The sequence below is a fragment of the Pseudarthrobacter sp. MOO14 genome (assembly GCF_058267675.1).
On record NZ_CM177849.1, the window covers coordinates 713,316 to 738,183 of the forward strand.

The window sequence follows — 24,868 nt, forward strand, 5'->3', positions numbered from 1 at the left end:
CCGGCCGCTGCCGGTGGTAATACGGTCGAGGGCCTACTTGAAGCTGGCGCCTACCAGGCCGCGGGTTGCGGCGACGAGCTTCATCGGGTCCGAGGATCCTGCCGGCGGCACGTAGACGGCCATGGATTCGGCGAAGCTCAAGACCATGCCGGTACTGGTTTCCTTGCCGCCGGCCAGGGCTGCCGCATCGTCGCCGATGCTGAGCTTGTCACCGGCAGCCTTGGGGGTGCCCTCGAAGCCGAAGTTGATGCGTCCCAGGACGAGGGCCCCGCCGTCGGAGGTACGGAACACCACCGTGCTTTCCGGCACCACCTTGTGGGTGAAGGAGAAGTTGCCGTTCTCGCCGGCCTTCACCACCTCTGCCTGGTAGGACAGGGTGTCGGCGATGTACGGCGAGGACTGGCCCTCGACCAGCTTGTCCTTGAACGGGGAGTCCGCCGACGTGAGCCTGTCCGCCAGGCCGGACATTGCTTCCTCACCGCTGTAGAGCAGTCCGGTCTTGTCCGAGGCGGCCAGCGTCTCGGTCCCTCCGCGGCTGATGTTAGGGAACGTGGTGCCCGGCTGGAGGGGGGTGGTCTCCATCAGCTTGTAGTTCTCCCGCGGGGACTGCTGGACCAGCGTCAGGATTTGCGGCACGACGTTGCCGTCGCCCTGGGTCACGGCCAGCACTTGCCGCGGCCAGTCCCGGTCGCTGGTGATCACGGTGGTCAGCAGCTTGGTGGAGCGGACAGGCATGCGGGGCTCGTAGGATCCCACCTGGGAACGGATCTTGTAGTTCTGGGTCCGGATCTCCAGCTCGGGTCCGGCCACGCGGTCGGCAAGCTTCGCCGCATCCTTGGCGGCGTCCCCTGCGTCGGTCGCGCTCGAGACCTGCTCCAGGATGCGCCGGAACTGGGCTTCGAGGAGGACCGGAGAGCCGGTGCCGTCCTTGGCCGCCGGTGACGACGCACTGCCCGACGGCTGCGGGCTGGGGCTTGCCGCCTGTGCGGCGGTGCCGGATCCCGCCAGGACCACCGCTGCCACACCTGCGGCGACCATGGTGGCCTTGGTGGTGGACTGCGCCTGCGAACGGGCGCGGGCCCGCCGGGCGTAGCCGCTGCCGCCGTCGCGGCCTTCGCCGTCCTTGGTCCGCGCGGACACCAAAGCCAGCACAATGCCGCCCACCATCAGCAATCCGCCGATGACCATCAGCGGAACGGCCCACGGGGTGGATGTGTCGTTCGGGAAGGTCATGGACACCGATGCCGGGGCCGCCTTGGTGCCGTCGGAGGCAAGCAGGAGGCTCCAGTCGCCGTCAGCCGGCGGAGTCCAGGTGTAGTCCAGTTGACCGCTGGCATTCTCGGTGGATGCCCAGAGGTCCGAGCCCGCCGGGTTGGGCGCCGTGGCGTCGCCGTCGGCATGCTCAACCTGCAGGGACTTTCCGTCCTCGGAGACCCCGTTGATGGTGTTGTGGGCGGTCTTGCCGACCCACGCGCTGACGTCGTCGGGCCGGCCCGTTGCCAGCATGAAGTTGCCGTCGCCCTGGACCGAGATCTTGACGGTTCCGCCGTGCAAGGTGCGCAGCTTCTGGTCAATGACAGTCAGCGGGGCCGCGGCGGCGTTGGCCGGCAAGGACGCGGTGAAAGTCTCGGATGGAGCCCAGATGGTTCTCTGGCCAATGCCGGCCAAAAGTGTCAGGAGGCCGAGCAGCACAAGTGCGGCTGCAGTCTTTAAACGCAAGGGAAACACCTATCATCAGCGGGGGTTTACCTTCAATAGTAACCTTTTTGTTACCAGGGACCCCGAATCCGGGGTTCAAGCGGGCAGTCCGGAGGTGCTCCGGCGGCGCCGTCGGCTGGTGCTGACAAGCCTGCTGATAGTGTTTGCGATGATCATCACAGCGGCCCGCGAAGGCGGTGCCACACACGGAACAGGCCCCAAAAACCAGTGACTGACAAGACGGACCCGTCCTCCCCGGCAGCCGAAAATTCCGGGGATCCGGGCAGGGCTGTCCCTCCGCATGCCATGGCAGCGGCCCGACGGCGGGGCGGCGCCGCAGCGGCCCTCGGCCAGGTGGTCCGCCGGCTCCGCCAGCCGCTGCCCGGTGCCCAGCCCCGGCTTCGGTTCGAGATGCCGCCGGAGTTCAGCGGCCAGGCTCCCGAGCGGGAGTACGACGACGAGGACGAGCCGCAGTTCGGGCATCCCGGGCCGCGGATGTCTCCCCAGCATCCGCTGTACATGGGATTCATGGGAACAGTCGGTGTGGGCCTGGCCCTGCTGGTGTATTGGATCGGATCCCACACCACGCAGCTGCTGCTCTGGATTGTTGCCGCGCTGTTCATCGCCCTGGGCCTGGAACCGGTGGTGGGTTGGCTTGAGAACCGGAAGATTCCCCGGCCCGCCGGAATCCTCGTTTCAGTGGCCGTGCTGATGGGCGCCGTCGTCGGGTTTTTCGCCACCCTGATCCCCACGATCGTTGAGCAGGTCTCCGAAATCGTTCGCCAAGCACCGGACTGGGTGCGCAGCTTCATGGATTCGGATTTCTTCCGCAGCGTCGATGACCAGTTCGGGGTCAGGGACCGCATCACCGAGGAACTGAACAAATTCGTGAACGATCCGGCAGCCATGGGTGGCATCTTCGGCGGCGTCGTCGGATTTGGTTCGACCCTTGCCAACAGCCTTTTCGGCACCCTCATCGTGCTGGTGCTGAGCCTGTATTTCCTGGCGGCGCTGCCGGCCATGAAAAAGTGGGGCTACCGCCTGGCACCGCGATCCCGCCGGAAGCGGGTGGCCGCCCTCTCGGAGGAAATCACCCGTTCGGTGGGCAACTACGTCATCGGCCAGGCCTGCGTCGCCTTGCTCAACGCCACGTTCGCCTTCATCGTGATGTCGATTGTCGGTGTACCGTTCGCCTTGCTGCTGGCGTTCGTGGTGGTGCTGCTCGCCTTCATTCCACTGGTGGGCGGCATGATCGCGGGCATCGTGGTCACCCTGGTGTCACTCACGCAGGGCTGGCAGACAGCCGCGGTCTATGCGATCTGCTACTTCGCCTACCTGCAGTTCGAGGCCTACTTCATCTCGCCGCGCATCATGCAGAAGGCAGTGGCGGTCCCGGGGGCCGTGGCGGTGATCTCGGTCATCGCCGGCGGCAGTCTGCTGGGAGTCCTGGGCGCCCTGATTGCGATCCCCACGGCGGCCGCCGTGCTGCTCCTGCTCCGCGAAATCTATATCGCGCGCCAAGACCAGCACTAGCGGACCCCGACGCAATCCGGGGGCGGGACCGCCTGGATGCGACCTCAGGACGCGGCGGTCGCCGTCGGGCCATCCCATTCCTGCGGAAGCGGCGTTGCTGATCCCTCGGGACTGACCCGGGCGACGATGTCGTTCAAGACACGTGCGGCGTACTTCTCGCCCACCCACAGGTGCTTGGCGCCGGCCACGCCCACGACGTCCGCCTGGGGCACCAGGCTGAAGCGCCCGGCGGCCTCCGCCGGCTGGAGGAAGTCATCGTGCTCCGGCACCAGGACGGTGAGGGGCTTGCCGGATTCGGCCCATTGCTGCAGGTGCTTGTCCGTGGCCCGGTGCAGCGGAGGCGAGAGCAGGATCGCACCTTCAATCTGGCTGGCCACCGGCTCCACGGCGCCGTACATCAGCGCCAGTTCCGTTCCAAAGGACCAGCCCACCAGCCACCGGTTGGGCAGCCCGCGGTCGACGGCGAAACGTACGGCCGCCTCGACGTCGTACCGTTCCCCGATGCCTTCCTCGAATCCGCCGCTGCTGGTGCCGCGGGGTGAGGCCGTGCCGCGGGTGTTGAACCGAAGGACGGCGATGCCGGCCAGTGCCGGGAGGCGGTAGGAGGCCTTGCGGTAGACGTGGGAATCCATGAATCCGCCGTGCGTGGGCAGCGGGTGGAGGGTAATCAGCGTGGCGATGACCGGGCCGCTCTCGGGCAGTGCCAGTTCGCCCACCAGGGTGTGGCCGTCCGCGGTCTGCAGCTCGATGTTCTCCCGCCGGGCGGGCAGGACCGTGGAAGCACGGATGGGTGCGGGACCCTGGGCTTGGGTGAAGTGGAACGACGCCGGATCAAAAGTCATGGTTTCCAGCTTAGCGACCAACGGGTGGCCGAAGCCCGGACGGCCGGGTGCGCAGGCGGCGCCGCCCGCGCGGTCAGCGGTACCGGTAGCTGCGGGACATCCAGCAGTTGGCGTGCCAGTGCCGCCGTTCGGCAAGGCCGGCCGCCGCCCCGAAGAGGTGGTCGTCCTTCCAGACCACAAGGTGCGCAACGCCGGGCAGGACGGCCGTGGAGCACTCCGGGCAAATGTAGGTTTTCTCCGCGTTTTTAGCGGTCATGGTGCGGACCATCCATTCGCCGTCCGGGGCGCTCTCCCGGCGTGCGATGCCGGCCCGGGCCCGTTCCAGGTCAAGTTCCGGGACCTCCTGGCCCTTGCGCCCGGCTCCCCTGGCCGAAGCGCCCTTACCGGATACAGGACGGCGGGGACGGTTCGAACGCGGCATGCATCCATTCTGCCCCAGCCGCCCGCCGGCCCGCGCCTCCACGCACTCCCGGCCGTCCGTCGTCGGCATGGCCCGTACGGTTCCACGCGGTAGTCTGTACGGCGTGCGACTCGTCATAGCCCATTGCTCCGTTGATTACGTTGGCCGGCTCAAAGCCCACCTTCCCCTGGCCACCAGGCTCCTGCTGGTCAAGGCCGACGGCTCGGTGCTGGTGCATTCGGACGGCGGCTCCTACAAGCCGCTGAACTGGATGAGCCCGCCGGCCACGCTGCGGGTTTCCTCCCCCGATGAGGTGGACCTGGAACTTGGCGTGGTGGAGCAATGGACCGTGCAGTCGGCCAAGACGGACGACCGGCTCATCATCAATATCCACGAGAAGATCACAGAGTCCTCCCACGACCTCGGGGTTGATCCGGGACTGATCAAGGACGGCGTCGAAGCAGACCTGCAGCGGCTCCTGGCCGAGCAGATAGAAACACTCGGTGAGGGGTATTCCCTGATCCGGCGCGAGTACTTCACCGCGATCGGACCGGTGGACATCCTGGCCCGGGACGCCGATGGCGCCACCGTGGCCGTGGAACTGAAGCGGCGCGGCGACATCGACGGTGTGGAGCAGCTGACGAGGTACCTGGAGCTGCTCAACCGCGATCCCCTGCTGGCCCCGGTCCGCGGCATCTTTGCGGCCCAGCAGATCAAGCCACAGGCGAAGGTGCTCGCCAATGACCGCGGCATCGCCTGCGTGACGCTGGACTATGACGCCATGCGCGGGGTGGACGACAGCGAATCCCGGCTTTTCTGACCCGACGGCCCGTTGCTTTGGGCACCTAATACTCGGCCTGAAATCCCGGAGCATCATTGTCACCTGGTTTTTACCTAAATTTTATGCATTTTCGTGGTCGGGCCGTTGACCTGCGGGAACGGGCATGAAATTCTGGTCTCAGTCTTTGTGTAGGTGTTTTTCATGCTCGCAAGACATGTTGCGAGCGCGAAGCTCCTGCAGCGCCGGACCTTTTGTGGCAAGGCAATCCAGGATTCTTCTCGCGGAGTGACCAAGGTCGGCACGAGGTGTGCCGTTCTTAAAAAGTTCCACAATGAGGAGAAATAAATGGCACAGGGAACTGTGAAGTGGTTCAACGCTGAAAAGGGCTTCGGCTTCATCACCCCGGATGACTCCGACGGCGATGTCTTCGTTCACTACTCCGAGATCCAGACCGGCGGCTTCAAGACCCTCGACGAGAACCAGCGCGTTCAGTTCGAGATCGGCCAGGGCGCCAAGGGTCCCCAGGCTACCGGCGTAACGCTCGTCTAGTCACCCGGCGCGGCCGCATGGCGGCCGTCCAGCAATGCAGATGATCCCCGGCAGGAATGCCGGGGATCATCTGCATTTGCGTACGTGGGGAGCGTCGAGGTGCCCGGCGGCCGCCCGCCGTATTCGCGCTCAGGTGACCAGTTTGCGGACCAGGCGTGCACCCTGCGCCAGCGAGAGGCCGGGAAGGTAGGCCCGGGTCAGCGCCCTGCCAATGGCCGGCAGGTGGAGGGGGTCCTGGTAATACAAGTAGAGCGCGCGGTACTCCGGCTTGAACCGGGACTTGAACGCTGCCAGCGACCGGAACCCGTAGACCGGCTCCAGCGCGTGGCCCACCAGGTCCAGGATGCGCACCAGGTTCTGTGCCCCCTCATCGGTGGCGCCGGCGTCTGCTTCGGCGTCCTCCCCCGCATCGGCCTGCCCTCCGTGCTCCTCCGGCCGGCTGGCCAGTGGCGAGCCGGACAGGGAAATGACGTCCACCGAATCCTTCAGCTCCAGGACCGCGGATGCAATCAGGAACTCCATCACGCCCGGGAAACCCTCGCTGCCGCGGCGCATGACATCAAGCGTCCTGCTGACCAGCCGGCCGTCGTCGTACACGGGAAGCCAACTGGTAACGCCGTGGACGGTACCATTGCCGTCCACCGCCAGGCAGCACAGGACCTCCTCGTCGTCGAGCTCGTCCACTCCCCCCAGCGTGAAGCCCATTTCCGGCACGGATTTCCCGGCCGCCCACTCTTCCGACACCTCATTGAGCCGCGAACGCAGTGCGGCAGGCAGTGAATGGTAGGAGCCCCACACGGCGTGGACGCCGAGCTTCGAGGCCCGGTTGAGCGCGGTCCGAACGTTCTGCCACTCCTTGCCCTTGAACTCGAGCTCATTGAGCCGCAGCCGCGTTTCCTGCGCCACTGCCACCCGCGAGAAGCCCCGCTCCCGCAGCGCCGGCCACAGGGTGTCGTCACATGAATAGAGCGCAGGGATCAGCGCCTGGGTGCGGCAGTAATCCAGGAACCCTTCGGTCACCCTTTGCTCGGCCCTGCGGTCGCCGATGGCTCCGCCCAGGGTCAATGCCACGGTCCCGTGCTGCTGGAAGGCCATGGCGCCGGCGCCGTCCGGACTGAACCAATACGTGTTGGGCTCCCACAGGGCCATCCAGGACAGGGGTCCGCCGCCCTGGTGAAGCAGCTCGCGGGCACGGTCCCGGTCCTGCCGGCCAAAGCCGAGGCCGTGGTGCCGCCCAATGAGGACCCACCACACAGCCACCAGGGCGACAATCCAGAACACCGGTCCGGAGTAAGCGAAGAGCAGCGTCTCGGCGCTGTCGCGCTCCGCGAAAACGCGGCGGAAATGCTGCGGAATGGGAACCGGCACGTACTGCCGCGCCAATTCGGCGAAGAGTCCCAGCAAACCCCCGTCACGGGCAAGGCCACCCGAGAGGAACCACGCCACGGTGTAGGAGCTTGCCAGGGCGAGCCAGGTGCCGCAGACCACCGCAGCGAGCGTGCGCCGGGCGCCGGGCCGCGTCTGCACGCGGAACTGGCGGCGGTTAAGCCACAGGATGATTGCGAGCAGCAGCGGCACGATGACGAGGGGAAGCACGTGGGCAAAGGCCGATGACAGGGGCGTCGAGTGGGTGCCCTGAAGGCGTGACGGAACCAGGGCGAAAAGGGCCAGGTAGACAGCTGCCAAGGCCGTCACGGCCAGCTGGATGGCAAGGGCAATGTTGAGGGCCAGCCGGCGGCCGCGGCGCATGCCGTCCGCGCAGATCAGCAGCAGGATGACCGGCACCACCGCCAGCGCCAGGCCGAACGGCCCGGCAAACCCTGCCCTGCCGGTTTCCAGGCAGGAGGCGTCCACCGTTGCCCCGCAGTTGAACACCAACTGGCTGAGCGTGGGCATCGGGCTGAGGACGACGTCGCGCAGCAATGCCAGCGGGCCGGTGGGAGCCCGTGTGATCCCGGTCAGGATCGGCCCCACGGCAAAGACCGCGACGGTCAGGGCCAGGAGGTTCCTGGTTTCGCGGCCGGTGGAACGGTGCCGGTGGAGCCGCCCCTGGTCGCCCTGGATCCACCAGCCCGCCAGGAGGCCAAGGAGGGCCCCGATGAGGCCGATCACCGTTTCAGCGTGGCCAACGTAGAGCACCAGCAGGATCGACACGGACAACACCGCGGTCCGGAGCCGGCGCTGCCACAGCAGAGTGATCCGGGCACTGGCCGCCAGCCCGGCGGTCAGGATCGGGGCGTAGGGGCCGATCAGGATATCGTCCGCCATCTGGTCCAGCCAGCCGTCACCAACATATACGGCCACCTGGGTGACCAGGAGGAAGACGGTCACTGCCGCGAACTGGCCGCCGAAATAGAGGCCGACGGCGGCGCGGCGTCCCAGCTTGCGTTCGGCCAGGCCCAGCAGCAGGATCATCATCAACGACGCCGTGAGGTAAGCCAGCGGGTTGGTGGCAAAGGACATGCTGGTGAAGAGGGACCACCATTGCCCGCCACGAAGGCCGGGACCGCTGACCGAGGCAAGTCCCAGGAGTTGTTCCGGCGGGCCGTCCAGGAAGCTTCCCGTCACGGCGGCTGCCGCCAGGAACACAGCCACGACGCCCAAGGTGAACGGCATGGATTTGAGGGTTTCAAGGGTTTGGTGCATTGCCGGACGGCCCACAGTGGCCCACATCAACGCCACCGTGCGGTCCGGTTTCGTGGTGCTTACCACTTCAGCCCCCATTGGCTGCCGAGGAATGCCAAGGCGTCACCGAAGCGCTTTGAGGACGTGTCCCAGGAATGTCCGGTGTGTTCCACCTCGTAGGCCTGCACGGTAAAGCCGGCGTCCTTGGCCGCCGCCGCGAGCGTGTGGAGGTTCCCCACGAACTCCGGATCGTTCTGGCCTGCGGTCAGGTACATGCCGCTGGTCTCAAACCGTTGGTGTTTCATGATCTCCAGTGGAGTCTGCTTGATGAATTCGTCCGGGTTCCCCGGAAAGGCTGCGTCAATGGTCTTTTGCCGCTCCTTGGCGATGGCGGGCTCGGCTTCGCTGGAAAATCCGAGCACGTCCGCGAAGACATCCGGGTGCCTGGTTCCCATTTGGATGGCACACGTGCCGCCGAAAGAGAATCCACCCACGGCCCAGTGGCTGTGGTTGGTGTCAACGGCAAGGGTGGAACTGATCCATCGCGGCACGTCCTGCGAGAGGTAGGTGTCCGCTTTCGCGATCTTGCTGTCCATGCACATGGTGTTGGCGGACTGTGATCCGTTGGGATCGGGGATGACCACCACCGGGGCCACTCCCCCGTGCGCCGCGGCAAACGAATCCATGTGGCCACGGATGGCGCCGCCCGTCAGCCAGTCCGCGGGGCCGCCGGGCTGGCCCGCCACCAGGACAAGCACCGGCAGGGCGGGACGGTTGGCAGCGAAGTAGGCCGGCGGAAGGTAGAGATAGGCATCGCGGTTGCTCATCCCGGACAGCGTTCCCGGGATGGCTGCCTTACGCAGGACACCGCCGGCAGGCAGGTCGCCGGCGGGCTTCCAGCCCTGGAGGGACACGCCATCGGATTCACCGGGGTGGCGCATGAGCTCCTGTTCCAGCGCGGGTATCCGGGCCAAAGCGGTTCCCAGCAAGTCGCTGACAGTACGGTTCAGTCCGAAGTAGGCATTGATTTGGAGGGTAGAGAGGGCCACCACCAGGAGCGCCGCGAGGAATCCGCTCCCGTAATGGGTCCAGGAGGTCCGCGGCAGCCTCATGATTCCAAGGATGACGGCCGAAACACCCGGCACGAACCACAGCAGAACGGGCTCCGGGATGTCCTCCGGAAAGACGGTAAGGACGTTGATCATGATCCAGTGGACGGTTGCCACCAGGACGAAGGCTGAGGCGATGGCAACAAAGACACGGATTGCCCAGGCGCGGATCCGTAGGTCCGCTGTTTCCCAGGCGCGCGAGGGTGGTACCAGGAGGTAGGCCGCCCCGCCTAATCCCAATACCAGGACAGTCCCAAACAGGGGCCCGTCCGTAAGCCGAATGTCTGAAAGCCAGTCCACGTGGCTAGCGCCAGGTCCCTACGCCGATGACGGGGCCGGCTTCGAGCCATGAGGACAGGCCCGTGTACGCGTCGAACTTCATGGCCAGGTGCAGGTCCTGTCCCTCGTAGCGGAGTTCGACGATAACCACATCCGGTTGGACCTTGACGGCCTCGGCCTCGGTCGGCTTTCGCCTGCCCAGGAGCTCCAGCGAACTGCGCTTGAAGGTGTATTTCGGGCGGACGCTCAGTGAGATCAACCGGAACCACTCAAGGTCATTGTCCTGATAACGACAAACCCCCATTTGCCAGCTGTTACCAGCAACGCAAATGGAGGCGTCCACCGTGCCGAGGGCGCGCCGCAAATTGAAACGGCGCACCCCCGAAAGGCACAGTGCAAAAATCAGCAATCCGAACACGATTGCCAGTGCGATGAACGAAATACCCGGTGCGTCCATCAAGGTCGTGCTAGCGGATCCCAGCGGTAGCCGAGCCGCCCAGCTGGGCGTTGTCAGCAACGATGACCACGCGGTTGTTGTCCACGGAGAAGAACCCGCCGTCAACATCTACCGCAATCCGGTCCCCTGACACTGGCTGGATGGCCAGTTCACCTTCGGCCAGGATCGCCAGCAGGGGCGAGTGGCCGGGCAGGATTCCGATTTCACCATCACTGGTGCGGGCCTTGACCATCTTGGCCGCTCCGGACCACACAAAGTGGTCCGCTGCGACAATCTCAACCTCAAGCTCAGCCATATTACTTGGTCTGTTCCTGGATCTTGGCCCACTGGCGCTCAACGTCATCGAGGCCACCGACGTTGAAGAACGCCTGCTCCGCGATGTGGTCGAGTTCGCCGTCGCAGATCGCCGAGAAGCCTTCAACGGTGTCCTTGATGGAAACCGTGGAGCCCTCAACACCGGTGAACTGCTTGGCGGTGTAGGTGTTCTGCGAGAGGAACTGCTGGATGCGGCGCGCACGCGACACCACGATCTTGTCTTCTTCGGAGAGCTCATCGACACCGAGGATGGCGATGATGTCCTGGAGTTCCTTGTTCTTCTGCAGGATCTGCTTCACGCGGACAGCCGTGTTGTAGTGGTCCTTGCCGATGTACTGGGGATCCAGGATTCGGGACGTGGACGTCAGCGGATCAACGGCCGGGTACAGGCCACGGGATGCGATTTCACGGGAAAGTTCCGTGGTCGCATCCAGGTGCGCGAAGGTCGTCGCCGGAGCCGGGTCGGTGTAGTCATCAGCGGGAACGTAGATGGCCTGCATCGAGGTGATGGAGTGGCCCTTGGTGGAGGTGATGCGCTCCTGCAGGAGGCCCATCTCGTCGGCAAGGTTGGGCTGGTAGCCCACGGCGGAGGGCATGCGGCCCAGCAGGGTCGATACCTCGGAACCGGCCTGGGTGAACCGGAAGATGTTGTCGATGAACAGCAGCACGTCCTGGTTCTGGACATCGCGGAAGTACTCCGCCATGGTCAGGGCGGACAGGGCTACGCGCAGGCGCGTTCCCGGCGGCTCATCCATCTGGCCGAACACAAGGGCGGTGTCCTTGAGGACGCCTGCCTCTTCCATTTCCACCCAGAGGTCGTTACCCTCACGGGTACGCTCGCCAACACCGGCGAACACGGAAGTACCACCGAAGTTGCGGGCAACACGGGTGATCATTTCCTGGATCAGGACGGTCTTGCCCACGCCGGCGCCGCCGAAGAGGCCGATCTTTCCACCCTTGATGTACGGGGTGAGGAGGTCGATGACCTTGATGCCGGTCTCCAGCATCTCGGTGGAGCCTTCGAGAGAAGCAAAGCTCGGGGCCTTGCGGTGGATCGGCCAGCGTTCGCTGATGTCCAGTTCCGACTCGGCAACGTCCAGGGGCTGGCCCAGCACGTTGAAGATGTGGCCCTTGACTCCGTCGCCGACAGGCACGGAGATCGGGGCACCGCTGTCCACCACGGAGGTGCCGCGGACCAGGCCGTCGGTTGCCTGCAGGGAGATGGCGCGCACGAGGTTGTCGCCCAGGTGCTGGGAGGTCTCGAACGTGATGGTCTTGGTCTCACCGTTGAGAGTGATCTCGGTGGTGAGGGCGTTGTAGATCGACGGGATTGCGTCAGCCGGGAATTCGACGTCGACAACCGGGCCGATTACGCGCGCAATACGGCCGGTTGCACCGGACGTTGCGGCTACGTGTTCGGTAGCAGTGGCAGTCATCTCTCTCACTTCATTCAGTAGATGGCGTGGGGTTAAGTTTATCTGTGGTGGTGCTGGTTACGCGGAACCGGGGAGGTGCAGGCTAGGACGCGAGGGCGTCCGCGCCGGCAACAATCTCGGAGAGTTCCTGCGTAATCTCGGCCTGGCGGGCCGTGTTGCGCAGGCGCGTGTACTTCTTGATCAGGTCCGTTGCGTTGTCGCCTGCGGACTTCATCGCCCGCTGGCGGGCGGCGAGCTCGGAAGCTGCTGCCTGCAACATGGCTGCGAAGATACGGGATTCGATGTAGCGCGGCAGCAGGGCGTCAAGGACACGCTCCGCTTCCGGTTCGAACTCGTACAGCGGCAGGAGATCCGATTCGGATTGGGCCTGCTCTTCCACTACTTCAAGCGGGAGCAGGCGGATGACCGTCGGCTCCTGGGTGACCATGGACTTGAAGCGGGTGTAGACAACGTGGATCTCGTCCACGCCGCCGTCTTCGAAGTCGGTCGCGAATTCTGCCAGCAACGCTGCGCCGACTTCACGGGCAGTAGCGAACTCGGGTGCGTCGGTTCCTCCGGTCCAGACCCGCGCATACTCGCGGTTCCGGAAATCGAAGTAGGCCTGGGCCTTGCGGCCCACGACATAGGTCTTGACTTCCTTGCCTTCGGCGCGGAGCAGCTCGTTGAGACCTTCCGCCTGCTTGAGGACGCTCGCCGAGTATGAACCTGCCAGGCCGCGGTCCGAGGTGATTACCAGGACTGCGGCGCGGCGGATCTGCTCCGGCTCAGTGATCAGCGGGTGGTCGATTTCGCTTTGGCTGGCGACAGCAGAAACGGCGCGCGTGATCGCGTTCGCGTAAGGCAGTGAAGCTGCTACGCGCGCACGGGCCTTCCCGATGCGCGAGGTAGCGATCAGTTCCATCGCCTTGAAGATCTTGCGCATCGACGTGGTCGAGCTGATCTTCTGGCGGTAGACCCGGATCTGGGCTCCCATACTTATCCTTTCCTAACATTCCGTCGCCGGGTGTGCCGGGCCTTTGCGGCCCGGCACACCCGGCGGTGCGGAACTAGCGCTTCTGCTTGACGATCTTTTCCTGGTCGACTTCGCCCTCGGAGATAGCGTCGTGCTCCTCGTGGCCGGCGCCTACCAGGTGGTTGTCACCCTCGCCGAAGAAGCCCTTCTTGAAGTCCACAATCGAGGACTTCAGAGCTGCAACGGTGTCATCGTCCAGGACGTTGGTCTGTGCCAGCGTGGTCAGGATCGAGGACTTGTGGCGAAGGTGCTCAAGGAACTCAGCCTCGAACCGGCTGATGTCCTCGACCGGAACGTCGTCCAGGTAGCCGTTGGTGCCGGCCCAGATGGAAACAACCTGGTCCTCGACCGGGAACGGTGAGTACTGGCCCTGCTTCAGCAGTTCCATCAGGCGGGCGCCACGGGTGAGCTGCTGGCGTGACGCAGCATCCAGGTCGGATGCGAACATGGCGAACGCCTGCATGTCGCGGTACTGGGCCAGGTCCAGCTTCAAAGTACCGGAAACCTTCTTCATGGACTTCACCTGGGCGGCACCGCCAACGCGGGACACCGAGACGCCAACGTCCACAGCGGGCCGCTGGTTGGCGTTGAAGAGGTCCGACTGGAGGAAGATCTGGCCGTCGGTGATGGAGATGACGTTGGTCGGGATGTAGGCGGAGACGTCGTTCGCCTTGGTCTCGATCAGCGGCAGGCCCGTCATGGAGCCGGCACCGAGCTCGTCGGAGAGCTTGGCACAACGCTCCAGCAGACGGGAGTGCAGGTAGAAGACGTCACCCGGGTAGGCTTCGCGTCCCGGCGGGCGGCGGAGCAACAGGGACACTGCACGGTAGGCCTCAGCCTGCTTGGACAGGTCATCGAACACGATGAGGACGTGCTTGCCGCCGTACATCCAATGCTGGCCGATGGCCGAACCGGCGTACGGTGCCAGGTACTTGAAGCCTGCGGGGTCGGACGCGGGAGAAGCCACGATGGTGGTGTACTCCAGCGCGCCGTTGTCCTCAAGGGTCTGGCGGATGGCGGCAATCGTGGACGCCTTCTGGCCGATGGCGACGTAGATGCAGCGGACCTGCTTGGTGACATCGCCGGAAGCCCAGTTGGCCTTCTGGTTGATGATGGTGTCGATCGCGATCGCGGACTTGCCGGTCTGGCGGTCGCCAATGATCAGCTGGCGCTGGCCGCGGCCGATCGGGATCATCGCGTCGATGGCCTTCAGGCCGGTCTGCATCGGTTCGTGGACCGACTTACGCTGGGTCACGCCGGGAGCCTGGAGCTCCAGCGCGCGGGTGGTCTCGGCCTTGATCTCGCCGAGGTCGTCGATGGGCACGCCCAGCGGGTCGACAACGCGGCCGAGGAAGGCGTCGCCAACGGGAACGGACAGAACCTGTCCGGTCCGGTGGACTTCCTGGCCTTCTTCGATGCCGGTGAAGTCACCGAGGATGATGACGCCGATCTCGCGGACGTCAAGGTTCTGGGCCAGGCCCAGGGTGCCGTCCTCGAAGCGCAGCAGCTCGTTCGCCATGACCGAGGGAAGGCCCTCAACACGGGCGATGCCGTCACTTGCGGTGGTTACGCGGCCGACCTCTACGCGCTCTGCGTTCCCGGGTTCGTAGGACGCCGCGAACTCGTTCAGCGCATTACGGACGTCGTCGGCGTTGATGGTCAATTCGGCCATCTGCAGTCCCTGCTCTCCTGTTTGTGATCACCGCAAACGGTGACCGGGGTTTCTATCAGTTTGGTTGTGCTTGTCCGGCTAGCCGGCCAGCTGGCGTTGCAGTTCTCCCAGCCGGGTAAGGACCGAGGCATCGAGTACCTCGTCGCCCACCTGGACGCGGATTCCGCCAATGAGCGACGGGTCAACAATGACGTTGACCTTCAATTCCCGCCCGTACAGTGCGTTCATGCCCGCCTGGAGGCGTGCCAGCTGCGTCTCCGACAACGGCCGGGTCACGCTGACTGTTGCAATCCAGCGCTGCTGCCGCTTGGCCGCCAGTTCGGCAAACCGTTCCACCAGCCGGGTGGGCTTGATGCCGCGGGGCTGGGTGACGGCCTGGGTGATAAGCACCCGGGCTTCTTCGCTGGCGCCGGGCGCCAGCCGCTCCGCGAGGGTGGCTTTGGCTGCCGCGCTGGCCTGCGGTTCGGACAGAGCACGTTGTACCTCGTGGCTGGAGGCAACAGCCTGGTTGAAGGAAAACAGGTCGTTTTCCAGCTCTTCCAGGCCAGTGATTCCGGAGGCAGAAACGGCCGACTTGTTTTCAGCAACGGAAATGACCACCGTTGCGGCAAGAGTCTCGAGTGCATCGCCGATGTCGCGCGCCGATGCCCAGCGTGAGCTGGCCAGACCGCCCGCGATTTCAGCCGCATCAGCGGAGACTTTTCCGCCAACCAGCTGCCTGACCAGCGCCGATTTCTCGTCGCCGCTGCGGGAGGGGTCAGTCAGGGCACGGCGCAAACCAGCCGAGCTGTCCACCATTCCCAGAATTCCGAAGAGTTCCTTTGCCAGCTGCAGCGACGCGGTCGGAAGCTTCGCTTCCAAGGCGGCCAGGGCTGTTGCCAGCGATTCGCTCGATACGCCTGCCATTATTTAGCTGCACCTGCGTTCTGGGACTCCAGATCTGCCAGGAAACGGTCCACGACCCGTGCTGCACGGGCGTCGTCATCGAGGGACTCGCCCACGATGCGGCCTGCCAGGGTGGTGGCCAGGGTGCCGACCTCGGCACGCAGGGACACAACGGCCGCCTGGCGCTCTGATTCGATCTGTGCGTGGGCCTGCGCAGTGATGCGGGCAGACTCTGCTGCCGCCTTCTCCTTGAGATCCGCGAGGATCTGGGCACCTTCGGCGCGGGCTTCCTCACGGATGCGGTTTGCTTCGGTGCGGGCGTCGGTCAGCTGCTGCTTGTACTCTTCGAGTGCAGCAGACGCCTCAGCCTGGGCCTTTTCAGCCTTGGCGATGCCGCCTTCAATGGCCTCGGCACGCTCGGCGAAGGTCTTCTCGAACATCGGGACAACGTACTTGACCACGATGAAAAAGAGGATGGCGAAGCCAACGAAGACAACCAGCATTTCCCAGCCATTGGGAACAAGGGGGTTGACGTCGCCCTCAGCGGCGGCTGAGATGTTCAGCTGATGCATATTTCACCCGTCCTTTATCTACTCGGTTCTGAATGTTCGCTGAAGTTCTCTGGGTTTACTTGAGAACGAAAGCGAAGACCAAGCCCAGGATGGCGAGTGCTTCGGTCAGCGCCAGGCCAAGGAATGCGATGGGCTGCAGGACGCGCTGGGCTTCCGGCTGGCGCGCAACGCCGTTGATGTAGGCAGCGAACACGAGACCCACACCGATACCACCGCCGATAGCCGAGAGGCCATAGCCGATGAGGTTGAGGGAGCCGTTGATGGAGCCTTCCATTTTTTTTCCTTTCAAGATGCCACTTGTGTGGCAGGTTGTTTGGGTTGCTTCATCCCCGCGAGGGGAATTCTGTGTGTGCCGTGAGGGACATGGCGCCCCGCCGGCGTGCCTAGTGGCTGTCGGCGTGCAGTGCGCCTTCGATGTAGATCGCGGTCAGCAGCGTGAAGACGTAGGCCTGCAGGACCATGATCAGGGCTTCAAGCATGTACATGGCGATCGCACCGGCCAGGACCAGGACCGACGTGCCCTTGAGCAGGAAGTTCTCCTGCATGATCAGGTACTCGATGCCGGAGCCCGCGATCATCACGATGAGGTGGCCGGCGAGCATGGTAGCGAACAGACGAAGGCTGTGCGTGACGGGCCGGACAACGAAGTTGGAGATGATCTCGATCGGGATGACGATCGGGAGGATGTACCACGGAACGCCGGAAGGTACGGTGGCCAGCTTGAAGTAGCGCAGGCCGTTCTTCTTGATGCCGATGGCGATCCAGGTCACGTAGACCAGGCCGGCCAGCACATACGCTCCACCCACGTGCGAGAACGTGGGGAGTTGGAACACCGGAATGGCGCCGTAGATGTTGTTGACCAGGATGAAGAAGAACAGGCTGAACAGCAGCGGGACGTACTTGATGAAGTCCCTGCCGCCGATGATGTCCTTGGCGATTCCGTTGCGGACGAAGCCGTAGGCGGCCTCGCCGGCGAACTGGAGCTTGCCGGGTACCAGCTGCTGCTTGCGTGCGGCGAGCACGAAGAAGACGGCGATAAAGACGACAGAGAGGAGGACCAGCAGCATCTGCTTGGAGAATCCTTCTGCGGCACCCCACGGCAGGATTGCCGGCAAATGCATTTCGTTAATTCCAGGAGGAGTGAACTCTCCTGAATCTTGGGCCGGGAGCGCAAGCGCGATCAACGCGTTTCCTCTCTGCAGTGTCCATCATTGGGCGTTGGGCGGGGTCCGGCAGCGTGACAGCCTGCTGTTCCCCCTGTGAAATTATTTGGCATTAGTGTTGCCGTCCTGGGACGGCCCGCTGGCAGCATGGCGATCACCAGCGTTTGTGCGAGAACTGGTAAGGCCATGCATATGGGAAAGGTAAAAACCTCCGACGGCTCCAAGCAGAGCGCCTGCGAGCACGATCCAGCGCGTTCCCCACACGTAATCCAGTCCCCACCCTATCAAACTCCAGACGATGATTCCGCCAATGATGTAGCTGAATACCGCCATTCCAGCGTTGTAGCCGCCGTCGTTCGACGCGTCGGAAACACCGGGTGCGGAGCCGTTGGATCGGCGCTTGGCTTTCGCTGCAACGTCGGATTTCTTCGGGTTACGCATTGGTGGGTCCCTTCTCTTCCGGATCGTTGTAGATCTGGAGGCGGGCTTTGCTGAACCCATGGATCTCCGCAGCCTGCCAGAGGACGACGGCGACCACGGCACCTATGACGAACCAGCGTCCGTGCAGCCACGCCGGAGCCCCGACAACGAACAGGACGACCGCGAAGCCAACCACCTTGATGAAGTAGGTGGCTACGAACACCCCAATCGCGCCGGACGGATTCCGGCGTCCCACGAAGTGGCCAACCAGCAGGCTGATTCCGAAGAACAGCATCACCAGCAGGCCCCCGAGGAAACTGGAAACTGCCCCGCTTGCTCCATTGAGGAGCGCGGCAGGGATGGCGCACAGCGCCAGTCCGGCCGTGGCGGCAATCGAACTGCGCTTGAGCAGGTTCAGCCAGAGCGAGCGTGTGGGACCCGAAGAGCCAACGTGTCCATGGCCGGACACAGGTCCGGACTCGGCGTTGGAGGTCATTCGATCCCAATCGTCGGCACCTCGTGGCTCAGCGCCAGGAGGTAAAGGGTGGAGGAGCAGCTTGGGCTGCCCCTAAATTCTACACGAGATAGAACATGGCTAGGTCACCGGCAGCCGTGTGACTTTGGACCTGCGGCGGCGGCGTCCAATCAGGTCCGGGCTGGCCAGGTACACGACGAGGACCAGGACGGTGCCGGCCACGCACAGGGCCACCACCGGCAACGACGCGGTGGCGGCGACGAAGCCGAGGATGATCACGGCGACCGTGCAGGCAGTAACGGCGGCAGCCGACTGCAGGTGCGAGAAGCCGACATCCGTGAGCCGCTGGTAGACGTGCTCACGGTGCGATGCGTACCAGCGCTCCCCCGCCTTGATCCGCCGAAGCAGTGTGTAGCCGGTGTCCGCGGCATACACCAGGATGGGTGAGAGGACGTATTCCACGTAGACACCGCCAAGGAAGCCGGCGACGGCGAGGGCGGCTACGGATGCGCCGAGCAGGTAACTTCCGACGTCGCCCAGGAAGACTGAACCCCGGCCCAGGTTCCACGGCAGGAAACCGAGGAAGGACATCGCGAGCACGGCTCCGCCAGCCGTGAGCCAGGGTTGTTCGGCCAGCGTTCCGGCCAGCGCGTAGGCCCCGCCGGCGGTGACCCCGTGCAGGCCGGAAATACCATTGACGCCGTCCATGAAGTTGGCAATGTTGACATACGCCGCGATCGCCAGCGCCGCGAGGGGCAGCCACCAGAACGACTGGCCGGTCAGCACGATCAGGACCACCGATCCGGCGGCCCCGATGCCGAGCTGGGCAGCTGCACGGCCGCGGATGGACAGGCCGCGCAGGTCCTCGACCCAGCCGACAACGGCGCAGGCCACAATGATCGCCAGGACGACGGCGGACACGGACCGGTCAACGGTGACCACGCCGAGGAGGACGGCTGCCGCGTAGCCGATGACGGTGGCGAGGGCGGCGGCGACCCCCATGCCGCGGATGGTTGCCTTGGCGTGCGACGAGCGGGCAGAGGGAACGTCCACCACCCCCATCCGGACCAACCAGGGCTTCACTGCGAACGGGAGGAGGAGGCTCGCCAGCAGGGTTGCCAGTGCCACCAGCAGCAGCGGCATCATGAGGCAACCCTGATGGCGCCCGTGTCATCGGCCTCATCGTCGGGAATGTCGCTGATGCTGACGCCCTGTTCCGCTTCACAACGGGCCAGCCAGACGTTGAGGTCGAGCTTGTCCGGATCCTGCTCGGTGGCCCGGGTGTGTGAAATCTTGGGGTGCAGCGGGCGTTTGTCCAGTTCCCCGGCGCCCACCAGTTCCTCGTGCAGCTTCTCCCCCGGCCGCAGTCCGGTGTAGATAATCTCCACGTCCTTGCCGGACATGGCGATCATGCGTTGCGCCACGTCGAGGATCCGGACCGGTTCGCCCATGTCAAGGATGAGGACGTCGCCGCCGGCACCGATCGCACCGGCCTGGATCACCAGCTGGCAGGCTTCGGGAATGGTCATGAAGAAGCGCGTGACATCGGGGTCGGTGACCGTGACCGGACCGCCGACGCGGATCTGTTCGGTGAAGAGCGGCAGCATGGAGCCGCGACTGCCCATGACGTTGCCGAAGCGGACGGAGACGAACTTCTTTTGCGTCTGCCCTGCCATCCACGCAGTCAGCTTTTCGGCAACCCGCTTGGAGTGGCCGAGGGCGGTGGTGGGGTTGGCGGCTTTGTCGGTGGAAATGTTGACGAAGTTCGAAACGCCTGCCCGGCGGGCGGCGCGCAGCACGTTCAACGTGCCGCACACGTTCGTCTTCCAGGCCTCCACAGGGTACTGCTGGAGCAGTGGAGCGTGCTTGAGAGCTGCCGCGTGGAACACCACTTCGGGCTGCCGGTCAGCGAAGATCTCCTGGAGGGCTTCGCCGTCGCGGATGTTGGCCAGGACGGTGTCGCGGCCGGCCAGCAGGCCGCGGCCGGTGATGGAAATCTGGGTCTGCTGCAGCCCGGTTTCGTCGTGGTCCAGCATGATCAGTTCCGCGGGGTCGAACTGCACGATCTGGCGGCAGAGTTCCGAGCCGATGGATCCGCCGGCGCCGGTTACCAGCACCCGCTTGCCCTTGATGTAGCCGGCAATCTCGTCGACCTTGATGTCCACGGGCCGCCGGCCTATCAGGTCTTCGACCGCCACGTCGCGGAAATCGGAGAACCCCGCGGGCGCTCCGCTGCCAAGCATGTCCCTCAGCGGCGGCAGGACCAGGACGCGGACGTTGAGCCCGGCCACGGCGTCGGAGATGCGGCGCACCAGTCCCGCTTCGACGTTGGCGAAGGCCACCACCAGGACGGTTGCCCGCGTGCGCCGGATGATGGCGGGGAGGTCGTCCCCGCGGCCCTGGACCTGGACACCGGAAAGGCGCAGGTGCTTCTTGGCGGGATCGTCATCCACCAGGCCTACCGGGAAGTAGGGCGAGTCCGGGTCCTGCAGCATCCGGGTTACCAGGGAGTTGCCGAGGAACCCCGCGCCGTAGACCAGCGTGTTTTGGGCCCCGTCCCCGGGCCTGGTCTTGCTTTCGGCGTAGAGGCGCTTGGCATAGCGGGCGGCGCCCATGAACAGGCAAGCGAAAGGGAAAGCGATGAGGCCGACGCTGCGGCCGATGTTGATGGCCTCATAGAGGACCAGCAGGCTGGCGGTGATGGAGGCGGCCACGATGACCGTGACGAACACCAGTGCCCGGGCTTCCTGGAAGCTGCCGAATGGATAGCGGCCCCGGTACAAGGCGAGGGAGTATCCTGCCAGCATCTGGACGACGACGGCGATGGCAGCGATGGCGAAGGCACCGGCGAACTGCTCCACCCGGATACCCATCTCATAGCGCAGCAGCAGCGCCAGGACGATGGCCACGACCCACGACATGGAGTCGAGGAACATCTGGATCCAGATCCAGATGGCGGGTTTCTCGTCCCGTACGGCGGCGGATGCGCGCGTTTCAGATTTTGTACTCAACAGAAGATGCAACCGACTTCCACTACCACGGCGGCCAGCGCCTTTTTCACAATGCCCCGCCGCAAAAACCGTCGGACGGCGTCGGGACCTAGAACGATACTAATCTCTTCGGCTTCCACTTCCCGGATGCGCGGGCAGTGGAGGCATGGGTTTCCATCCGGTGTCCGAGAGGATCGTGCGTGATTCGCGCCATCCGCGCCACAGTGCGCCGGAGCCCTTGAGGGTGCGTTCCACCAGGACCAGGCGGGCTATCTCCTTGAGGAAAGTCAGCGCCGTCCCGGCAGCGAAACCGGCCCTGTTGTACTTGCCGTACGCCTTCAGGTAGTGCGCCACGTGTCCCCGGTTGCGCATCACGTAGCGCCGGCTGAGGTCGGAGGAATCGTTAAGGTGGCGCAGTCCCAGGTCCACCTGCCGCTGGGCACGGACCTTCTTGATGACGAAGGCGTTGACGTACACCACCGGCGTCCGCTGTGCCGCGAGCCAGCCGTAGATGAGGTCGTCCCAGGTGATGAAGAAGCGCGGGTCCGGCAGGCCAATCTCACGGGCCACGGAGGCCTTGACCAGCATGCCCTCAAAATTCCCCACGTTGGTGCGGAACACGTCCGAATGCTTGAACACGTCCCGGGACACCGGCAGGAAGACGCCCAGCGATTCCACGAAATGGTGCTGCCAGAAGAAGGGCTTGCCGTTGGCGTCGTACCGGCGGCCGATCATGCAGGAATACTCCGGCGTGAATTTCGCCAGGGCGTCCACGGCGCCGGGAAGGACCTCGACGTCGTCGTCCATCAGCCACAGCCACTCGGCACCCGACTCGAGCGCGAGTTGGACGCCGTGGGAAAATCCGCCGGCGCCGCCCACGTTCCGGTCCAGCTTCTCGTACCGGATGGGCGGCCCACCGGCAGACATCGCCTGCGCCACGACGTCGGCGGTGTGGTCGGTGCTCGCGTTATCCACCACCAGGACCTGTGCGGGAGCGCTGCCCGGACCGGTGAAGGAGCGGAGCAGGTTGCGCAGGAACTCGGCACGGTTGAACGTGACGACGACGGCGTACAGGTTGTCCACGGCGGCCTAGCTCCTGGCGGACATCAGTTCCGCGGGCGAGCCGAAGCCCTTGCCGCGGAAGCCGGTGGAGTAGGCGCCGAACCAGTGCGCGAGGCCCTTGAAGTCACCGGTCTTCAGGAAGTAGTACGGGAAACCGACGATGTCGGCGCTGAACCAGCGCAGGTTGCGGTATTTCCGGGTCAGGTAGCCGCGGTTGCGGAAGTAGCAGTAGCGCTTGAAGTCGCCCTCCGGGATGACGGGGGTGATGAAGCCGCCGAACACCGGCTTCATCTCGGTCCACGTGGCGGGGTGCTGCACGGCGACGGTGGCCAAGGTGCCGTATTTCAGGCCTGCTTTCTTCACCCGGGACAGGAAGTCCACCTCATCCCCACGGATGAAGAACTTTACGTCGGGTATGCCGATCTTGTAGAAGACCTCGGTCCGGATCAGCGCGCCGTTGAAGAAGTGGACCATGTCCGGGAGGTAGCCCATGGGAGCGAGCCGGGACCTGTCGTTGGTCAGCAGGCCATTGATGCGGAAATTGAAGGAGAGCCGGTTGGGGTCTGCGGTCGCGGCAACCAGCGGGCTGATGATGTCCAGCTGGTGCTCGTCGGCGGTGCGGAGCAGTTCGGCAAGGCAGCTGGCGTCCTCCGGGTGGCCGTCGTCGTCCATCATCCAGATCCAGTCCGCGCCGCTGGCCATGGCGGCAAGGATGGCGTAGGCGAACCCGCCGGCGCCGCCGAGGTTGGCTTCGGAGCGCAGGTAGTTGATGTTGTCAGCGCCCATGGCGTTGACGACGTCGGTGGCCGGGACGGTACCGGAGTCCACCAGGGCGATGGAATGGATGGGAGCGGTTTGGGCGGCCAGGCCTTGCAGGAGCAGGGCCAGCTCCTCGTGGCGGTCGAAGGTGACGGCGGCTACGGCGACTTTGGGCTGCATGTCAGTCTTCCGGAGCGGCGTCGGGGTTGCCCGCAACACTGGCGTCCGGTGCACCGGCGTTGTCGGCGTGCGGTTCTTCCTCTGCCATCGGGATTTCTCCGAGCCCCAGGACACCGGGGACGTGCTCGCGCAACCGGTCGAGGCTGACCGCCCCGTTGCGGACCACGCGGAGGACGGGGCCGGTGGCGTCCACGATGGTTGACGGGACGCCGGCGTCACCTTCCAGTGGACGCGGGCCGCCTTCCAGGTACACCTCGACGGAGTCGGCCAGCTGTTCGCGCGCCGCTGCCGCCGTTTGCGCCGGTGCCTGGCCGGTGCGGTTGGCAGAGGAGACGGCGAGCGGGCCCGTCAGGGTCAGCAGCTCCAGGGCTACCTCGTCAGCAGGCATGCGCAGCGCCACGGTTCCCTTGGTCTCGCCGAGGTCCCAGTCGAGCGAGGGCTGGGCGTGCAGGATCAGGGTGAGGCCGCCGGGCCAAAAGGCTTCGGCGAGCTTGCGCGCGTCAGCTGACACGTCCGTGGCCAGGCCGTCCAGTGCGTTGATACGCGGAATCAGGACCGGCGGCGGCATGGTCCTGCTCCGGCCCTTTGATACCAGCAGCATGGTGACAGCATGCGGCGAGAATGCGTCCGCGCCGATCCCGTAGACGGTGTCCGTGGGCAGAACCACGCACTTCTTTTCGCTGATGGCACGCTGGGCGTGTTCCAGGCCCTGTGCCCGCTCGTCGTCGATGGTGCAGTTGTAGGTTGTGGTCACTGGCCCATTCTTTCATTCCGTGTGGCCTGGTCCGCGAGCACGGCGCTGGTGGCGCGCTCCTTGCCGTTGAGGTCCAGGTGCGTATTGATGCTTGTCCAGGCGCCGGTCCGGTCGAGCATGGCGGCAATCCAGCCTGCCTGGACTTCAGCGTGTTCCATGACGAAGTAGCCCCCGGGACGCAGGAGCCGGGCAGCCGAGGCCGCTGCCGCCGTCGGGAGTTCCATGCCGTCCGCTCCCCCGCCGTACAACGCCTCGGGCGGGTCATGCAGGGCCACTTCGGGTTCATTGGGGGTGGCGGCGGCCGGGATGTATGGCGGGTTGGAGATCACGACGTCGACTGTTCCGTTGAGTTCCGGCAGCGCGTTGCGCAGGTCCCCCAGGACGAGGTTGACGCCGAGGGGCGCCAGGTTCTTCGCCGCCCAGGCGTGCGCAAACGGGCTGAACTCTACCGCGTGCACGTCGGCACCGGGCACCTCGTGCGCGACGGAGCCGGCGATGGCGCCCGAGCCGGTGCCCAGGTCCACGATCCGGGGCGCCTGCATGCCCTTGACGTGGTCGATGGCCAGCTGGACCACGGATTCGGTTTCCGGCCGGGGAATGAACACGCCGGGACCGACCGCCAGCTCAAGGTAGCGGAAGTGCGCCACCCCGGTGATGTGCTGCAACGGAATGCGGCGGACGCGTTCAGCCACCAGCTCGGCATAGCCCGCGGGCGCAGCCGTATCGCCGAGCATCAGGGCGCGGAGGCGTCCCAGCCCGACATTGAGGAGGTGGTCCGCCAGCAACTCCGCGTCGGCCCGGGGGCTGGGGACACCGGCCTCGGCCAGGCGTTCCGCGGCCTCTCGTACGGCTGCGGCCAGGGACTGGGCAGGGGCCGTCTCGGTGGGCTCACTCATGGTT

General features: G+C 65.1%; 25 protein-coding genes. 3 read left to right on the top strand and 22 right to left on the bottom strand.

Annotated features, from left to right (window positions below; all coding sequences use genetic code 11):
- Window positions 1-33: 33 nt before the first annotated feature.
- Window positions 34-1,692: a DUF8094 domain-containing protein gene (locus AC4EEV_RS03300; protein WP_018760108.1), complete on the bottom strand. Its 1,659-nt coding sequence runs from the start codon at window positions 1,690-1,692 to the stop codon at window positions 34-36.
- 234 nt (window positions 1,693-1,926) lie between these two features.
- Here AC4EEV_RS03300 and AC4EEV_RS03305 point away from each other — a divergent pair, with 234 nt between their 5' ends.
- Window positions 1,927-3,231: an AI-2E family transporter gene (locus AC4EEV_RS03305; protein ID WP_491330140.1), complete on the top strand. Its 1,305-nt coding sequence runs from the start codon at window positions 1,927-1,929 to the stop codon at window positions 3,229-3,231.
- Between the two features lie 44 nt (window positions 3,232-3,275).
- On the opposite strand, the gene AC4EEV_RS03310 is transcribed toward AC4EEV_RS03305, so the two are convergent.
- Window positions 3,276-4,073, bottom strand: coding sequence for an alpha/beta hydrolase (locus tag AC4EEV_RS03310; protein WP_491330141.1), 798 nt, complete (start codon window positions 4,071-4,073; stop codon window positions 3,276-3,278).
- 73 nt (window positions 4,074-4,146) lie between these two features.
- A complete protein-coding gene (locus AC4EEV_RS03315; RefSeq protein WP_491330142.1) occupies window positions 4,147-4,494 on the bottom strand; it encodes an Rv1322 family protein in 348 nt (115 codons plus the stop codon).
- A 103-nt stretch (window positions 4,495-4,597) separates the two neighbouring features.
- On the opposite strand from AC4EEV_RS03315, the gene nucS reads away from it, so the two are divergent.
- Both nucS and AC4EEV_RS03325 read left to right on the top strand, forming a co-directional pair.
- On the top strand, window positions 4,598-5,293 hold the full coding sequence (nucS, locus tag AC4EEV_RS03320; RefSeq protein WP_026264238.1) for an endonuclease NucS: 696 nt from the start codon (window positions 4,598-4,600) through the stop codon (window positions 5,291-5,293).
- A 306-nt stretch (window positions 5,294-5,599) separates the two neighbouring features.
- A complete protein-coding gene (locus tag AC4EEV_RS03325; protein ID WP_011692441.1) occupies window positions 5,600-5,803 on the top strand; it encodes a cold-shock protein in 204 nt (67 codons plus the stop codon).
- Window positions 5,804-5,932: 129 nt separating this feature from the next.
- On the opposite strand, the gene AC4EEV_RS03330 is transcribed toward AC4EEV_RS03325, so the two are convergent.
- The 19 genes from AC4EEV_RS03330 to prmC all read right to left on the bottom strand — a co-directional run bounded on the left by AC4EEV_RS03330 (window position 5,933) and on the right by prmC (window position 24,864).
- A complete protein-coding gene (locus AC4EEV_RS03330; RefSeq protein ID WP_491330143.1) occupies window positions 5,933-8,527 on the bottom strand; it encodes a bifunctional lysylphosphatidylglycerol flippase/synthetase MprF in 2,595 nt (864 codons plus the stop codon).
- Complete coding sequence (locus AC4EEV_RS03335) at window positions 8,509-9,837, bottom strand: alpha/beta hydrolase (protein WP_109045053.1); 1,329 nt, start codon at window positions 9,835-9,837, stop codon at window positions 8,509-8,511. The genes AC4EEV_RS03330 and AC4EEV_RS03335 overlap by 19 nt, the downstream gene beginning before the upstream one ends.
- A 4-nt stretch (window positions 9,838-9,841) precedes the next feature.
- On the bottom strand, window positions 9,842-10,273 hold the full coding sequence (locus AC4EEV_RS03340; protein WP_109045054.1) for a DUF2550 domain-containing protein: 432 nt from the start codon (window positions 10,271-10,273) through the stop codon (window positions 9,842-9,844).
- Between the two features lie 10 nt (window positions 10,274-10,283).
- Entirely contained in the window at window positions 10,284-10,568 is a 285-nt protein-coding gene (locus AC4EEV_RS03345; protein WP_018760117.1) for a F0F1 ATP synthase subunit epsilon, read from the bottom strand.
- Window position 10,569: 1 nt separating this feature from the next.
- The gene (atpD, locus tag AC4EEV_RS03350; protein ID WP_018760118.1) at window positions 10,570-12,024 is read right to left on the bottom strand and encodes a F0F1 ATP synthase subunit beta; all 1,455 of its coding nucleotides are present in this window, start codon (window positions 12,022-12,024) and stop codon (window positions 10,570-10,572) included.
- An 82-nt stretch (window positions 12,025-12,106) separates the two neighbouring features.
- On the bottom strand, window positions 12,107-12,997 hold the full coding sequence (locus AC4EEV_RS03355) for a F0F1 ATP synthase subunit gamma (protein ID WP_018760119.1): 891 nt from the start codon (window positions 12,995-12,997) through the stop codon (window positions 12,107-12,109).
- 73 nt (window positions 12,998-13,070) lie between these two features.
- A complete protein-coding gene (atpA, locus tag AC4EEV_RS03360) occupies window positions 13,071-14,708 on the bottom strand; it encodes a F0F1 ATP synthase subunit alpha (protein ID WP_018760120.1) in 1,638 nt (545 codons plus the stop codon).
- A gap of 78 nt (window positions 14,709-14,786) precedes the next feature.
- Complete coding sequence (locus AC4EEV_RS03365; RefSeq protein ID WP_018760121.1) at window positions 14,787-15,614, bottom strand: F0F1 ATP synthase subunit delta; 828 nt, start codon at window positions 15,612-15,614, stop codon at window positions 14,787-14,789.
- Complete coding sequence (locus AC4EEV_RS03370; protein WP_018760122.1) at window positions 15,614-16,165, bottom strand: F0F1 ATP synthase subunit B; 552 nt, start codon at window positions 16,163-16,165, stop codon at window positions 15,614-15,616. The genes AC4EEV_RS03365 and AC4EEV_RS03370 overlap by 1 nt, the downstream gene beginning before the upstream one ends.
- A gap of 55 nt (window positions 16,166-16,220) precedes the next feature.
- A complete protein-coding gene (gene atpE / locus AC4EEV_RS03375) occupies window positions 16,221-16,439 on the bottom strand; it encodes an ATP synthase F0 subunit C (protein ID WP_003804776.1) in 219 nt (72 codons plus the stop codon).
- Window positions 16,440-16,548: 109 nt separating this feature from the next.
- A complete protein-coding gene (gene atpB, locus AC4EEV_RS03380) occupies window positions 16,549-17,349 on the bottom strand; it encodes a F0F1 ATP synthase subunit A (protein WP_026264239.1) in 801 nt (266 codons plus the stop codon).
- 81 nt (window positions 17,350-17,430) lie between these two features.
- Window positions 17,431-17,769: an AtpZ/AtpI family protein gene (locus AC4EEV_RS03385; protein WP_081624092.1), complete on the bottom strand. Its 339-nt coding sequence runs from the start codon at window positions 17,767-17,769 to the stop codon at window positions 17,431-17,433.
- On the bottom strand, window positions 17,762-18,244 hold the full coding sequence (locus tag AC4EEV_RS03390; RefSeq protein WP_109045057.1) for a Cg1360 family ATP-synthase-associated protein: 483 nt from the start codon (window positions 18,242-18,244) through the stop codon (window positions 17,762-17,764). Before AC4EEV_RS03390 ends, AC4EEV_RS03385 begins: the two co-directional genes overlap by 8 nt.
- Before the next feature lie 99 nt (window positions 18,245-18,343).
- The gene (locus AC4EEV_RS03395) at window positions 18,344-19,369 is read right to left on the bottom strand and encodes an MraY family glycosyltransferase (RefSeq protein WP_018760125.1); all 1,026 of its coding nucleotides are present in this window, start codon (window positions 19,367-19,369) and stop codon (window positions 18,344-18,346) included.
- Entirely contained in the window at window positions 19,366-21,234 is a 1,869-nt protein-coding gene (locus AC4EEV_RS03400; protein WP_018760126.1) for a polysaccharide biosynthesis protein, read from the bottom strand. The genes AC4EEV_RS03395 and AC4EEV_RS03400 overlap by 4 nt, the downstream gene beginning before the upstream one ends.
- Before the next feature lie 99 nt (window positions 21,235-21,333).
- A complete protein-coding gene (locus AC4EEV_RS03405; RefSeq protein WP_491330144.1) occupies window positions 21,334-22,296 on the bottom strand; it encodes a glycosyltransferase in 963 nt (320 codons plus the stop codon).
- A 6-nt stretch (window positions 22,297-22,302) separates the two neighbouring features.
- Window positions 22,303-23,214, bottom strand: coding sequence for a glycosyltransferase (locus tag AC4EEV_RS03410; RefSeq protein WP_491330145.1), 912 nt, complete (start codon window positions 23,212-23,214; stop codon window positions 22,303-22,305).
- Between the two features lies 1 nt (window position 23,215).
- A complete protein-coding gene (locus tag AC4EEV_RS03415) occupies window positions 23,216-23,968 on the bottom strand; it encodes an L-threonylcarbamoyladenylate synthase (protein WP_018760129.1) in 753 nt (250 codons plus the stop codon).
- Window positions 23,965-24,864, bottom strand: coding sequence for a peptide chain release factor N(5)-glutamine methyltransferase (prmC, locus tag AC4EEV_RS03420; protein ID WP_491330146.1), 900 nt, complete (start codon window positions 24,862-24,864; stop codon window positions 23,965-23,967). The genes AC4EEV_RS03415 and prmC overlap by 4 nt, the downstream gene beginning before the upstream one ends.
- Window positions 24,865-24,868 lie beyond the last annotated feature (4 nt).